Genomic DNA, 14,711 nt, shown 5'->3' on the forward strand with positions numbered 1-14,711 from the left:
GCGATCGCCCCCTGGAATAGTGCCCTTCGACTGTTCCCCTCGTTTCGCTCCTATTCTTAGCTAAACTGCTTTGGGCCCGGCCCTTCCATAATTTAGGGTAAATGTAATCATCTCCGATCAAGATTTCTCAGAGCCGCCTCCCAAATTTGCCAGGTCAGCCACCCAGGGGCGATCGCCCAAACACAGGTTCTCCCAAAGCAAACTTCCCTTAAGACGAGTCCTCTCAAAGCAATTAAAGCCTCCCCCAAAAACTCGTTCTTCGTTCTTCCCTCTTCCCTCTTCCCTCTTCCCCCTTCTACTGAGGCTGCCCCGAAAACGGTTCCGGCGGATTCGTCCAGTTAAAGTCGTTAATCCGAATACCCAGCGATCCCACCTCTCGGTCGGGGTTGACCCGCAGAATGATGGAATACGTGCGGCGACTATATTCCAGGAAAAAGGTCGTATCAAAATCTTCCCGCTTGTCAAGGTTAATTGACGTTTGAAAGCCTGCTCGAATCGGCCCGTAGATTTGTTGCAGGAGCCCAAAGGACAGAACCTGAGGATCAGCAATCCGGTCAAATCGAAACGGAGATTCCCCCTCCACAATCGCATTAGAGTAGGTGACGTTGAAGCGGGTGTAGTCCAGAAAATTCCGGGAGAACCGGCCAAACTGCCCCTGGAGGCTGGCAAAGGCCGTCAGGCTGCTCTGGCTATCTTCGCTAGTGTAATAGGCAGTAGTGCCGCGCAACCCGACGACCGCGACGAGGTTGGGAACAATGGGCGTGGGCGAATAGCGCAGTCCTCCTTCAGCAGTGGGCGGCAGGGGCGGCGCAGACCACAGTAAAAAGGCCCGCGTTAGCCCCGCACTGGCCTGAAATCGACCCAGCGTGACGCGGCTATTGCGGCGCTCCAGGGGGGGATCGAGCAAGTCCTCGCGATCGGTGTTGGCGTTGATTAGCTGGGCGCTGAATTGATAGTTGAGGTTGATACGTGAACTGCCCAGCGGAATGTTGGGGGAAGAAAAAACAGCACCCAGGCTGCTCTGCACGTTCTGAAACCCAAGGGTGCCGTTAAACAGGCGATCGCGGTAGCTATATTCCAGCGTCAGTTGGTGAATGCCCACCTGCTGCCGCAGCCGCAGACTGCCCCGCACCTTGTTTTCTAAGTCGCCCAAATCGAGCGTGCCAAAGGTCGCCGTGCCCACCAGCGACGTGGAGGGGCCGAGGGTGGCATCCAACTGCGCCAACAGCCCAATACTGCTGGGATCAAAGAAATTAAAGTTGTTGTCTGTAACGGCCCGCTGAAGCAGAATTGCGGGCGCAAGCACAAACTGCACGCGGGGTTGGTTGATCACCGTCAGCGGCGCTTGCACAAATAGCCCGCCCACCTCTTCGTCATAGCCCAACCGAAGCAGGGGCGGCTGGCGGCGGCGATTGTCGATCACCACCCGGTTCTGCAAAAAGGGCAGGCTGAAGCGCTGGTCGAACACGAGCCGGGGATTGCGGGCGCGAACCTCCGCCTGGAGCGGGTTGAACTGGGTATAGGTGAGTTCGGGGGTGCGGAGTTCCAGTTCGGGCGGCGAAAAGGGGTCATTGGTAAGGCGCACATTTTGGGCGACCCAGCCGTCGGGAAAAAACTCGATAGATTCGGCCTCGAAGCGAAAGCGGGTGAGCTCGCCTTCGCGCTGCCCCGTGAGCGCCAACCCCTGATCCAGGTTGGCCCCCACTTCTACCAGGATGCCGCCGGGACTGGAAACAGGGGGCGCACCCGGAGGACGAGGCGTGGGGCGAGGTCGTTCAGCGCCCGCAGCGGCTTCTTCCAGCGGCGATAGCAGGGTGAGATCCGTACCGCTGGAGGGCAAGAAGATTTCGCCCCTAGCTCCGTCCACCGTGCCTTCGCTTTGCACAAAGTTGTAGACGAGGCGATCGCCCTGAAGAATCTGGGCCCCCCGCACCAGTTGCACATTGCCCTCGGCCACCGCAATGCGATTTTGCAAATTCACCTGCACCCGATCTGCCGTCAGCACTGCCCGCCGGAAACGCATTTCTACATTGCCTTCGGCGGAGAAGACCTCGCGCAGGGTGTCAAAATCTTGGCGATCGCCCCGAATTTCCACCAGATCAGTCAGGCTGGTGGGCGTTGCTGAATCCGTCGCAGCAGGACTAGGAGAAGGGCTGGGAGAAGCAGGCGGCGACGGGGAAGCAACCGGCGCATCGACCGGAGCCTCTCCGTCTGGCGGCGGGGTCGCCGGGTCGGGCCCGTCGTCTGGGGGCGGAATCAGCAGAATTTGCCGACCCGAATCGGGGTCTTGCTCCAGGGTTTCTGGAAACGGGATGGGCGCGGGCAGGTTTGGGGCGCTGTCTGGATTGAGGGGTTGGTTCGACGGGGAGGGAGCCTGGGCAACGATACTTGCGTCACTGCGGCTGGAAAGCGCTGCAAGCAAGGGAATGGGATTGCTGGAAACAGCCCAGGTCTGGCTGGGAAGCTGGCGCTCGGCAGGGACAGACAGGGGGCGATTCCCGCAGGGATCGCTCCGCGAATCGCCCTCCATCAGCCCCATTTCCCTTCCCCCAATCGCCTCGGCGCTCAGGGTTGAGGGGCAAAACGACAGCGAGGACCGCGTAATCGCAGGCTGTAGGGATGCAACGGGCGATTCAATCGGCTGCCAGGGTTCTCCCAACAGTCGCCAGTCATCAGCCAGGTGCGGCGGTGCAGAGCGGAATATCGTCGTGTCGGAAGGCGGTGCGGCTAGCAGAGTCCCCGGTGTCAGCGCGGGAAGGTATTCTGGGACGGATGCTAAACCAGAACCAGATTCCACAACAGGAAGCGTCACTGTGCCGTCTGCCCCTGGAGCGACTGTTGGGGCGACGTTAACCGACAGCGGCACACCCAGGGACGCGGCGGACTGGGCATTAGCAACGGCAGGCAGAGGCGGCGGCGTGGCAGGCAGACGGCCACTTAGACGAGCGGGACGAGTCGTGAAGCGATCTCTGCGGGAATCGCCCGACGAAACCGAACGGCGGCCCAGATCGCTTCCCTGATTCGATGTGGGAACGGACTGCGCCGTAGGAATGGGATCGGCTGGCTCGACAGCAGCGACAGGAGCAGCGGGGCGATTCACAAAGCGATCCCTGTGGGAATCACCAGCTATCCCATCCTGACGAGTTTGCAGCCATTGTCGGGCGGGACGAGTCGGCGAGGCGCTGGCTCCTGGGGTGCGGAATCGTGAAGCCACATCCGCAACCGACCCAGGCGATGATGCGCTCATCGGCTCGACTGTTGATCCGGGCGTAGATCCTCCAGGCGTAGATCCTTCGGGCGCAGATCCTTCGGGCGTAAATTCTTTGGGCGTAACTTCAGCGGTCGATGGGGCTGTTCCGGCGCTTGTAGACTTTGACCGGGGTGACCACCGAACCCCTGAACCTAGCTCTGGCAGGGGACGCGAATCAGATGCGATCGCAGGTGCATCAGCGGATGGGCGATCGCGCTCCTGAACCGGGGCAGCAGGTGCAATATCGACAATCGCAGCAGGGGGAGGCGGGAAGCTAGGGGGCGGAACCGGGACGGGCATACGCAGCTAAAACTAAGTCAAACCATCAGGTCAGGCAAGCAGCCCTGAGTGCGAGCAGCCCTGGGGGTCAGTCACGACGCTTGACGACGCTTCCCACGATTAAGTGCCCTGCCGCGGCTGGGGGCGGAGGGTTGTTTAGACAAAAAATATTCGAGAACTATTCGAGATCTCGGCGGTTGGGGTTGCGCGAGGGGTCGTTGGACAGGAAGCCAAACACGAACAGGCTGATGAAGAACAGCACGACGATATAAACAATCACTTTAAGCGTCAGCATGGATACTCTAGCAGGGTTTCAAAAACAAGCTCCATTATCATATCGAAACGATGTCCCCTTTTTCGACCTAGGGTGAGCGCAACTTTTACCCGGTTTTTTCCAGAAGGCAGTTGGGAGTGTTGGGCGATTCCCGCAGGGATCGCTTCGCGAATCGCCCGCCTCCGTTTGCCAGCTTTGGCATCCGCTTTGGCACCCGCTTTGCCCCCATTTCAGGGACTCTCTGAGCAGGGCAAAATCCCGTTCAATAAATCCTTTTGGCCGCCATAGGCTCAATCGAAGCATCTGGGCTAAAGTCTTAGTGAACCTACTCTTTGAAAGCGTCCTGCTGTCATCGTGAATTCACCTGAGCCACCCGCCGCGCCGCAGCCGCCTCGTCCGCCCCGTCGTCGTCTCCGCCTGGCCTGGCGACCCGTTGCCCTGGGGTTGGGGCTGGTCGCTCTGGCAGGCAGCGTGGGCGGAACGCTGTGGGTGCGAAGTTTTTTGCGAAACGACCTAGCTCCGCTGCTGTCTACTACGCTGAGTGAGACGATCAACCGCCCCGTTCAGGTGGGCCCGCTGCAAGGCCTTGCGCTCAACTGGCGCGGCCAGGGCGAGATTGTGTTTGGCGAATCAGTCTTGCCGCCAACGGAGACCGATGGCGATCGCGCTACGGTGCAGCAAGTCCGCGCCCGGTTTAACCTCCTGGATCTGCTCCAGCGTCGTCTGGGGCTGGTGCTGACCCTGCAAAACCCCGACATTTTTCTCGACCAGACCGACGACGGCAAGTGGATCGCCATTGAACTGGCCGAAAGCGAGGACGACCCCCCGCTGAAGGTTGAGCTGCGGCAGCTATTGATCGCAGACGGTACGGTGACCGTGGCTCCCTCGGCGCAACTGATGATCGAGGCGGAAAAGCCGGGGGTGCAGCCTGATTCGGATTTATCGGTGCGGCTGCAACAGGTCAACGGCGAGGTAAACCTGGACTCCATCGAGGCTACCGATGCCAGCGGGGTGAGGCTGGAAGGGCAAAATATTCGCTTTGATGTCACTGGAAATCCTGGCCGGGGTGGGGCGCTGCGGCTGCGGGGCGAAGGGATCACTGTGCCCGATTTTCGGCTGAATTTGGTGGTGCAGTCCGATGGCATTGCCGTGCAGGATGTGGGGGCGCTGCTGGCGATGCCCGTGGCGCTAGAGGACGGACGGCTGTCTTCTAACCTGGAACTCCGGTTTGCCGACGACACGGTGACGGGGCTGAACGGGACGGCCCGGTTTGCCGATGTGGCAGTGGCGATCGCCGATGTGCCCAAGCGCATTACCCAGGCCGGGGCCCAACTGCGGTTTCGCAATCGGCTGATCACCATCGAAGACGGGCGCGTTACCTACGGCACGATTCCCGTTGAAGTAGAAGGAACCTATGACCTGCGTGAGGGCTACAACCTGTCCACTCGCGTCCGCAACGTGGATTTTCGCCAGATCGAAGAAACGGCAGACGTAGCGACCCCGATCACCCTTGCTGGGGCCTTTGATGCCGATGTGACGGTGACGGGGCCGCCCGATGGGCCGATTGTGGCGGGCATGGTTCGCAGCAGTCGCCCCCTGCTAATTGACAAAGTTGCCATTGCTCGCCTCAGTGCCCGCTTTTCGCTGGTGAAGGAGCGGGTTGATTTGACGGATCTGGTGGCGCAGCTTCCGGGCGGTGGCGTGGTGACGGGGGGCGGCGTGCTGGGGCTGGGCGAGGAGGCGACCGTGCAGGCGCGAGTCCAGGCGCGAAATCTGCCCGCCGATGCCCTGGCGCGAACCTACGGCGCAACGCTGCCGCCAGAAATCGTGCTAGGACGGGTTAATGCAACCGCGCAGGTAGAGGGGCCGTCTAATGCACTCCGCACGGCGATTCAATGGCAGGCGGCGGAGGCGACCTACCCAGCACGGGGGGAACTGCTGATTGCGGGCGAGAATCTGCGGCTGCAAAACACGACGCTGGAGGTCGCGGGCGGGCGCGTGAGTGCGGAGGGCGACCTGGTGGGCGATCGCTGGCAGGCCGTGGTGCGGAGCCAGGGGGTGGGGCTGCGGCCGTTTTCGCCGGAGCTGACGGGCACGCTGGATGGCACGGTGCGGCTGGCAGGCACGCTGGCCGATCCGACGCTGGCGGGCATTCGGGCAGAGGGCGATGTGCGGCTGTCGCAGGGCGTGTCGCTGCTAACGGGGCCACTGACGGCAGATTTTCGCTGGCTGGGCGATCGCCTTGTGCTGAATCGGGCGGCGGCTCCGGGCTTCCGTGCCAATGGCACAGTCTTTGCACAGACCACAGGCAACACGCCGGAAATCTCTAGCTTTGACCTGGCGCTGGAGGTGCAGGACTTTGACCTGAATCGACTGCCTGTCACCTTGCCGCCCCAGGTGCGTGTGGCTGGGCGGACGGACTTTTCCGGTCGGGTGTCGGGCACGCCTGCTGCGCCGAATGTGAACGGACTGCTGGCGCTCAACGGGCTGGCCATTAACCAGCGCCAGTTTGATCCGCGCCTGGCCGGGCCGGTGCAGTTTGCAATGGGTCAGGGCGTGCGGGCTGACCTGACGGGCCGCCGCGACCAGATTTCGCTCGATCTGGATGGCAACTATCTGCCGCGCTCGTTTCTGCTGGTGCATGACGGGGCGCGGGCAGCAGGAACGAGGCGCAATCGCACGCTGGTCACCACATTAGAAAACCTGCCCCTAGACTGGTTTGCCCTCACCCCGGCAGCCGACTTGGGGCTGGGCCCGGTCACGGGCACGATCACCGCCAGCGCTGACGTAAACCTCGACACCTACGCCACCGAAGGCAATCTCACCATCGTCCGCCCTGCCATTGGCTACCTATTTGCCGACCAGTTCAGCGGGCGCATCACCTACCGCAACGACCGGATCGAGCTAGAGGACGGGCTGCTGGCACTGGCATTGCCCACCGAGCGGCCGCCCCTGGATCAGCCCTACAGCACGGTCGCAGTGAACGGCAGCGCAACGCTGGGCGACGACCCGCAGTTCGAGGCGACCCTGGAAACCGACAACGCCCGCATTCAGGACGTGCTGAATACCCTGCGCTGGTATGACTTCGACGACGTGGCGCGAGGCTTCCGGCAGCCGCCCACGGCCCAGTCCACCGACCTGGCCACCGTGCCCATACAAACGGGCGATCGCCCCATTTACCAGCAACTCCAGCGCTATTCCGAGATCCTGGCGCTGCTGGATCTACAAAAACAGCAGGACGAAGCCGCCAATCCTCTGCCTCGGCTGGCAGAACTGCAAGGCAACTTTGAAGCCACACTGAACCTGTCTGGTTCAGTGCGGTCGGGCGTGACCGCAGACTTCAACCTGGCGGGAGAAAACTGGCAATGGGGCGAGTTTAACGCGCAGCAGGTGATCGCCCAGGGTACGCTCCAGGATGGGGTTCTGGAACTGTTACCGCTGCGGCTGGGGTCGGACGAAGCCTTCCTCAGTTTTAACGGGCAGTTTGGCGCAGACGAGATTTCGGGCCAGCTTCAGGCGCAGTCGGTGGATATCACACCCCTTCAGGACATCGTGCGGTTGCCTATTAGCATCACGGGTCGGGTGAATGGTAACGCCTTTTTGCAGGGCAGCCTTGGCGATCCAGAGGTGCGCGGCGAAGTGAGCTTGTTCGATGCCAAGATTCAGCAGCAGTCCGTTCGAGATGCCAGGGCGCTCTTCAGCTACGACGATGCGCGAGCGCGGATCATCGGGCAAATGAGCGTCAACGAAACAGAACCCCTGCGCCTGCGGGCCGATATTCCCTACGCCTTCGATTTCATGGACGTATCGCCCGACAGCGAGGCGATCGCCATCAACCTCTCCGTCAAAAACGAAGGCTTGGAACTGCTCAGCCTGTTTACCAACCAGGTGGCCTGGGCCGGCGGCGAGGCGGATATCAACTTGGACATTACGGGCACGCTGAGTGCGCCGCTGGTGACGGGCGCGGCCGAGTTTAACGGAGCCTCGATGACCGCACCCGCCCTGCCAGAACCCCTGACCAACATCACCGGCCGCGCCCAGTTCAACACCAGCTTTGTGGATGTGGAAGGCATTCGCGGCCAGTTCCGCCAGGGAGAAGTGGTTGCAGAGGGCATCTTGCCGATTTTTGACCCCAATGATTTTCCACAAAGCGAAACAACCGTCAACCAGCCACTGACAGTCAGCCTTAATCAGGTCGTGCTGAATCTGAAGGGTCTGTATAGCGGTGGGGTCGATGGCGCAGTGCAAGTTACCGGAACCGCCCTTGCGCCGGTAATTGGGGGCGACATTGCGCTCACCAACGGTCGCGTCCAGTTGCTCAGCGGCGACGCGCCACCGCCCGAAGACGATCCCATTGACCCTAATGACATCACCATTCCGCCCCGGTTTGATAACCTGCGATTGAGCCTGGGGCGCGGGTTGCGAATTACACTCGACCCGCTGCTGGACTTTCTGGTGGCGGGCGAACTGCGGGTCAACGGCACCGTCCGGGCCCCCCGTCCAGAGGGAGAACTGCAAGTTCGTCGGGGCATCGTCAACCTATTCACCACGCAATTCAACTTGGTGCGGGGCTACAACAACACCGCCGAATTTACGCCGCAGCGGGGACTCGATCCTTACCTGCAAGTGCAGCTTGTGGCCTCAGTACCAGAGGTGACCCGCACACCGATCACGACCTCTAGCGGAGCCGCCGAGATTAACGAAACCCTGGTGACAGACTTGGGCAGCCTCAGTAATGTGCGGGTCATCGCCACAGTAGACGGCTATGCCAGCGAAATGCTGGATGGATTCCTCACCGGGTCAGACACGTTTGCGCTAACCAGCAGCCCCGCCCGCAGCGACAGCGAAATTATTGCGCTGATTGGCGGCGGCTTTATCAATACCTTTGGGCAGGGCGACAGTACGCTGGCGATCGCCAACCTAGCAGGTTCCGCCCTGCTCCCTGGCATCCAGGGTGTCATCAGCGAAGTGCTGGGACTGTCGGATTTCCGGCTGTTCCCCACGCTGCTGCCCTCCGAAAACGCCTCCAGCACCACCCTCGAACTCGCCGCCGAAGCGGGGATTGACCTGTTTGGCACTGACCTCTCCGGCTCTGTGCTGGCGATCCTGACGGCCGATGCGCCTGTGCAGTTCAACCTGCGCTATCGCATCAACGACCAGTTCCTAATCCGCAGCTACATCGACACCGATGGCGGAACCGGGGCGATTCTGGAATTTGAGACGCGGTTTTAGCAGCGTTGGGCTAGGAACCCTTCGTCACTCCGTCAGCACCTCAACTCCTGTAGCAGTGACCAAAACGTCATCCTCAATGCGAATGCCGCGCACATCAGCAAACCCTGCCAGACGATCCCAATTCACCAGGGCGGAATAGCGATCGCGCTTTTCTGGGTCTTGCAGCAGGGCCGGAATTTGGTAAAAGCCGGGTTCCACCGTCACCACCATGCCCGGCCGCAGGGGACGATCGAGCCGCAGATAGCATAGCCCGAAGCGATCGCTCCTCGTCCGCCCCGGCTCATAACCCGCGAGGTCGCCCAAGTCTTCCATATCGTGGACATCCAGCCCCAAGAGATGCCCCACGCCATGCGGGAAAAACAGCGCGTGGGCATCTTGCTCGACCAGTTCCTCTGGCGCACCGCACAAAATGCCCAGGCTCACCAGTCCTTCAGCCAGCACTCGCGCCGCCAGCAGGTGAATCTCGCGGTATTCCACCCCAGGGGCGATCGCCTCGATGCAGCGGTCATGGGCCGCTTGCACAATGTCGTAAATATCGCACTGGGTGGGCGAAAACTGCCCCGACACCGGCCAGGTGCGCGTCATGTCCGCTGCCCAGCCCAGGGGCGTTTCGGCTCCCACATCGGCCAGCAGCAAATCCCCTGGCTCCAGCCTATGTCCATAGTGGCAGTTGTGCAGCACCTCCCCATGTACGGTGACGATGCTGCTGTAGGCAGGGGTCATATCCGCCGCCAGGATCACCTGCTCCATGGCCGCCCGCACCTCGGCTTCGGTGGTGGCCGTTGCGGTTGCGGCCCTGCCTGCCGCGTGGGCCCGCCGCGTCACCTGGGCCGCCCGCCGCATTTCTGCCAGCGCCAGGTCATCGTGACAGAGCCGCACCTGGGCGATCGCCCCCACCAGGGCCCGATCCGGCTCCTGTGCCAACTTGGGGGCAACGAGCGATCGCCCCAAGAGCTTCTCTTGCTGTTGCCGCGTGGTGCTATCCTGCACTGCAATCGTCGCCGCGCCTGCACAATACCGCTCCAGGTCGGCCAGGGGCCGTGCGTCATCCGCGCCGATCTGTTCCGCAAGCTGCGATCGCGTCGGGCCAGGCCCGTGCCACAGCACCTCGGCGGGGGTTGGCTCGTCCCAGAACAGCGTCAGGTGGGAACCCTGGAGGGCGATCGCCGCCTTGGGTAAGTTCAACCCCGCGAAGTACAGAAAATGGCTGCTGGCGCGAAACGGGTAGGAATTCGCCGGAAAATTGCGCGAGGGACTCTGCCCCGACCACAGCACCACGGGAACAGAAATCAGGGTCGCAAGCCTCTGTCGCCGCTGGCGCAGCGCTGCCGCAAGGGATGGAGAACCAGACGCGGACTCAGCTTGCAGGAATTCGGCTTGCATGATTCAGAGACAGATAAAATACACCTAAAATACACCCTGATTCAAGCATTTTTTGCCCCCGGTCGGGCGATCGCCCCACCCAAAAGTTCTGCACAAAGTCGGCCCGAAAGGCACAAAGCCGACCCAAAAGTAAGACAGCGAGAACTCCGCAGGGCAGAACTCTCGCTGTTGCAAAGATTTAGTTGTTCTGAATGTGTCCTGAATGTGTCCTAAGTATGTCCTGAGTATGACCTAAATGCGTCCTGAATGCGTCCCGAATGCGCCCTGAATGCGTCCTGAAATCAATCCTGAAACGTGTCCCGAAATGCTGCTAGCCCGCAAGACAGAGGGACAGCCTGGACACTGGACATGAACACTAGTCCTGGACTCTGGGCCTGGACTCTGGGATACACACCGGACATACACACTTGGCATCCACCGGGCATACACACTGGGCAAAGCTGTTTGACGGATCACTTCAAAACGCCGAAGTAGTAGGCCGCCACCACAAAGTTGATGCCGAGCAGCAGCAGGGCCCAACCGGCGCGGAAGGTATAGGGAGGTTTGCTGGCGGGTTTGGATTTAGAAGTCATGGCAATTCCTAACAGCGATAAACAGCAGAGAATCTAATCGTTCATTATTAACCACAGCGGGGGACTTGATAACCCTCCGCTTGGCAAAACGAAACATTACAAATAGGGGGACAAATCAGGAGGACGAATCAGGGGGACAAGAATCAGGGGGACAAATTAGAGGGCAGCTAGAGGGCAGCCATCTTTTTCCCAAACCCCAGTTCCGTCCAAGCACGCCCCAAATCGTTTGCACAGCAAAACGCATGTACTATAGAAAATCCTGAGAACGTGTGTATTATGGCATTAAGAACGTATGTATTACGAAACCAAAAAGCTCGGTACATCTTTGCAATACGCCCGCAAAAGCTTGCAAATCACCCTGCAAATTATCTTGCAAATTACTGAGCGTGAATGCTAGTGCGAACGGGTTACGGAATTAGCGTATGGAATTGGAAAATCCATTGGGGTCTGTGATTCAAGGCTCCCTCAGCCAGGGGCTAGAGGTGCGGCTACACGCAGATGTGTCGGTCGAAGACATGCGCGTGGGCAAGTTTCTGGTGGTGCAGGGGCGGCGATCGCGCTTCTTTTGTATGCTCACCGATGTCTCTCTGGGAACCACCAACCCCCGCATTGTCTCCAACCCGCCCGACCCCAGCAACACCTTTTTGCAAGAAGTTCTAGCAGGCAGCGGCACCTACGGCACCATCAACCTGTCGCCGATGCTGATGTTCACCCCCACCGATGAACAGAGCGCCCCATCCAAAATCCAAAATCCAAAATCCAAAACCAGCCCTCTCCAAGCCAACACCAGCGCCATCGAGCTATTGCCCGTCAAAACCATTCCCAGCCACTTTAGCCAGGTGTTCGACGCGAGCGATCGCGACTTTCGCGCCGTCTTTGGCTGGGAAGACGACCCCCATCGGCGCAATTTTTCCGTGGGGCAGCCGATTGATATGGACGTGCCCATTTGCATCGATCTGGATCGATTTGTGGAGCGCAGCAACGGTGTATTTGGCAAGTCGGGCACGGGCAAATCCTTCCTGACGCGGCTGCTGCTGTCGGGCATTATTCGCAAGCGGGCAGCGGTGAACCTGATTTTCGATATGCACTCGGAATACGGCTGGGAGGCCACCAGCGAGGGCGGCTCCAAGTCTCGCGTGTCGATGGTGAAGGGGCTGCGGCAGTTGTTTCCGGGGCAGGTAAAAATCTTCACGCTCGATCCCCAATCGACCCAGCGGCGGGGCGTGCGCGATGCCCAAGAGCTATTCATCAGCTATGACCAGATCGAGGTAGAAGACCTGGCGCTGGTGCGCGGCGAACTGAACGTCTCGGAGGCAGCGCTAGAAAACGCCATTATTCTCCGCAATGAGTTTGGCAAAGCCTGGATTTCTCGCCTGCTGTCGATGAGCAATGAGGAGATTCAGGAGTTTTGCCAGGTGAAGATGGGCAGCCCAGCGTCGATTATGGCGCTCCAGCGCAAGCTGACCCGGCTGGATGATTTGAAATATCTGCGTCCCGCTTGTCCGCATAACTATGTGGGGCAGGTGCTAGAGGCGCTGGAGGCGGGCAAGCATGTGGTCGTGGAGTTTGGCTCCCAGTCGAACATGCTGTCCTATATGCTGGCGACGAACATCATTGCGCGACGCATCCACGCCAGCTACGTGCTAAAGGCGGAGCGCTTCTTGCAGACGAAGAATCCGGGCGATCGCCCCCACCAGCTCGTCATCACCATCGAAGAGGCGCACCGGTTTCTCGATCCGGCCACCGTCCGGCAGACCATCTTTGGCACGATCGCCCGTGAAATGCGGAAGTATTTCGTGACGCTGCTGGTGGTGGATCAGCGCCCGTCGGGCATCGACAACGAGGTGATGTCGCAGATCGGCACGCGCATCACAGCCCTCTTGAATGACGAAAAAGACATCGACGCAATTTTTACGGGCGTGTCTGGTGGGCAGGCGCTGCGGTCTGTCCTGGCGAAGCTCGATTCCAAACAGCAGGCGCTAATTTTGGGGCACGCCGTGCCGATGCCCGTCGTGGTTCGCACTCGCCCCTACGACGAAACTTTCTACGCCGAAATTGGCGAAACCGCCTGGGAGGAAATGCCCGATGCCGCCGTGTTCCGCGTTTCGGAGACGGCCAAGGCTGATCTAGGCTTCTGATCGCAGCGCAGCCACCTTCTCCCTCGCCCAGGCCCGCAGCGTCAATTCTGCCTCCACTTCGTCCTGCTGCGCCTGCTCCAAAAAGCGGTAGAGGTCGTCTTTTTCCACCCAGCCAAAGGTAGGACTGTGGCTCTGCTCAACATACTCGCCCGCTTGCAGGTGGTAAATCCGCCACTCGCGCCCGTTGTATCGCCAAAACTCTGGCACGCCGAGGCTGGCATAGAAGCGATTTTTGTCAATGTCGGTGTGGGTGATGTCTACTTCCACCACCAGATCGGGCGGCGGGTCGGTGGCAAAGTTAACCTTGCGGCCGGCAACCTGCGGCTGATGCTGAATGTAGTAGGCGCAGTCGGGTTCTGATCCGCGATTCAGGTCTTCCCGATTCATGGTGGTGGAACCCATGGTCTTGATCTTCATGCCCAATTCCACCACCAAGATTCTTATAAACAGTTCGATCAGCCTTAGCGAAAATTCGTGATCTTCCAGCGGCATCGTGATTTCGAGGGTTCCCTGATCATAGGTAAGGCGGGCGGCGCGGCTCTGGGGCAGGGCATCCAAAATTTGCAGATAGCCGTCCCACGTTAGCCCGCGCAAGGTGACGCGCTTTTCGCCCAGGACGGGTGGGCGGGCGATCGCCGTTTCTGCACTGCTCACGGTCTGCATCTCACCCTCCTGCACCTCACCCTCCTAAACCCACACCTCGACCATCAAAATCACCCCGTTGAAACTAGCCTGTTTGGTCTGCCTCTTTAACCCATTGATCTACTGATAATCGACCTACTGATGATCGACTGATCTACGCTGTCTCGCTCCAATCCAGCCCTATCCAGGGAGTTCGGTTTTCCCCCCGTACTAGCCGAACCTGATCTCTCCATAAATCGCTAGATGATAGGGAGACACGGTGAACATTTGTTTTGATTTCTCCGTCCTTTGTTAATGTTAAAGGTTTGATGTCAAAGGTTCTTACGAAAGCCGCTCACGATTCTTCACCTGAAAGCTCTTCACCTGAAAGCGCCACGCCGTCCTCTCGCCGTTCACCTGCAAAGTTCACCCGTTTGGATGAATGACCAACCCTTTACGGAAGCCTAAACTTGTATTATAGTCTTCATACAAGAGTGAACTCATAACGACTTCGCTTTTGTGATACCTCTATCGTCTGTCTACTTCTACTCTAGTTTCGCTTTTTGGCTCTCTGTCCTGGGCTTTCAGCGCCACGTTCAATCTGTTAGCGCTTTGACCATTGGTTTGACTGCCAGTTTTGACTGCCAAGAGTATTGGTCTATTGGTCTTAAGAAAGAGTTACTACTTTCCTGAAGAATGCCGCTAGTCGTAGTAGTATCTACATTCAACTTGCGTCTAAGCTGTTTTTAAGCTGCCCTGGGTTGGTTAATAGAGAGTCGTCCAGAGAGACGCACCCAGGCAGTGGTTTAGAGATCTCACCTGTTTTTGCCTCACCTGTTTTCGTCTGAGCGTCGCTTCTTTCGTTCGGATTTTCAATTCCTACTTCGGACTTGTTCGCCAGCCCCAACATCGTTCCACTGGTTTCCTCAGTGGGTATAGTCAAGCCTCTTCATAAGGCGGTT

General features: G+C 59.5%; 8 protein-coding genes. 3 read left to right on the top strand and 5 right to left on the bottom strand.

Annotated elements, in window-relative coordinates; genetic code table 11:
• Positions 1-295: 295 nt before the first annotated feature.
• Positions 296-3,247 carry a DUF3769 domain-containing protein gene (locus JTM80_RS11780; protein ID WP_205369464.1) on the bottom strand — a complete coding sequence of 984 codons (2,952 nt, stop codon included), beginning with the start codon at positions 3,245-3,247 and terminating at the stop codon, positions 296-298.
• Positions 3,248-3,381: 134 nt separating this feature from the next.
• On the opposite strand from JTM80_RS11780, the gene JTM80_RS11785 reads away from it, so the two are divergent.
• Positions 3,382-3,528 (top strand): hypothetical protein, encoded by a 147-nt coding sequence (locus JTM80_RS11785; protein ID WP_172357905.1) that lies wholly within the window; start codon positions 3,382-3,384, stop codon positions 3,526-3,528.
• 179 nt (positions 3,529-3,707) lie between these two features.
• On the opposite strand, the gene JTM80_RS11790 is transcribed toward JTM80_RS11785, so the two are convergent.
• Positions 3,708-3,824 (bottom strand): photosystem II reaction center protein I, encoded by a 117-nt coding sequence (locus tag JTM80_RS11790; protein WP_068509295.1) that lies wholly within the window; start codon positions 3,822-3,824, stop codon positions 3,708-3,710.
• 333 nt (positions 3,825-4,157) lie between these two features.
• On the opposite strand from JTM80_RS11790, the gene JTM80_RS11795 reads away from it, so the two are divergent.
• Positions 4,158-9,035, top strand: coding sequence for a translocation/assembly module TamB domain-containing protein (locus tag JTM80_RS11795; protein ID WP_205369473.1), 4,878 nt, complete (start codon positions 4,158-4,160; stop codon positions 9,033-9,035).
• Between the two features lie 24 nt (positions 9,036-9,059).
• Here JTM80_RS11795 and JTM80_RS11800 read toward each other — a convergent pair whose 3' ends face one another.
• Together JTM80_RS11800 and psaX are read right to left on the bottom strand one after the other, a co-directional pair.
• Complete coding sequence (locus JTM80_RS11800) at positions 9,060-10,418, bottom strand: aminopeptidase P family protein (RefSeq protein ID WP_205369474.1); 1,359 nt, start codon at positions 10,416-10,418, stop codon at positions 9,060-9,062.
• Positions 10,419-10,870: 452 nt separating this feature from the next.
• Complete coding sequence (psaX, locus tag JTM80_RS11805; RefSeq protein WP_172357899.1) at positions 10,871-10,990, bottom strand: photosystem I protein PsaX; 120 nt, start codon at positions 10,988-10,990, stop codon at positions 10,871-10,873.
• Positions 10,991-11,412: 422 nt separating this feature from the next.
• On the opposite strand from psaX, the gene JTM80_RS11810 reads away from it, so the two are divergent.
• Entirely contained in the window at positions 11,413-13,128 is a 1,716-nt protein-coding gene (locus JTM80_RS11810) for an ATP-binding protein (protein WP_172357897.1), read from the top strand.
• Here JTM80_RS11810 and JTM80_RS11815 read toward each other — a convergent pair.
• Positions 13,117-13,791 carry a Uma2 family endonuclease gene (locus JTM80_RS11815; RefSeq protein ID WP_172357895.1) on the bottom strand — a complete coding sequence of 225 codons (675 nt, stop codon included), beginning with the start codon at positions 13,789-13,791 and terminating at the stop codon, positions 13,117-13,119. The two genes, JTM80_RS11810 and JTM80_RS11815, sit on opposite strands and share 12 nt — an antisense overlap.
• Between the last annotated feature and the right edge of the window lie 920 nt (positions 13,792-14,711).

This window comes from Thermoleptolyngbya sp. PKUAC-SCTB121 (assembly GCF_016919485.1).
GTDB lineage: Bacteria > Cyanobacteriota > Cyanobacteriia > Elainellales > Elainellaceae > Thermoleptolyngbya > Thermoleptolyngbya sichuanensis.

Excerpts from the sequence above, each read along its gene's own strand:
- JTM80_RS11780 (WP_205369464.1), bottom strand. The coding sequence starts at position 3,247 with ATGAGCGCATCATCGCCTGGGTCGGTTGCGGATGTGGCTTCACGATTC.
- JTM80_RS11790 (WP_068509295.1), bottom strand. The coding sequence starts at position 3,824 with ATGCTGACGCTTAAAGTGATTGTTTATATCGTCGTGCTGTTCTTCATC.
- JTM80_RS11800 (WP_205369474.1), bottom strand. The coding sequence starts at position 10,418 with ATGCAAGCCGAATTCCTGCAAGCTGAGTCCGCGTCTGGTTCTCCATCC.
- psaX (WP_172357899.1), bottom strand. The coding sequence starts at position 10,990 with ATGACTTCTAAATCCAAACCCGCCAGCAAACCTCCCTATACCTTCCGC.
- JTM80_RS11810 (WP_172357897.1), top strand. The coding sequence starts at position 11,413 with ATGGAATTGGAAAATCCATTGGGGTCTGTGATTCAAGGCTCCCTCAGC.
- JTM80_RS11815 (WP_172357895.1), bottom strand. The coding sequence starts at position 13,791 with ATGCAGACCGTGAGCAGTGCAGAAACGGCGATCGCCCGCCCACCCGTC.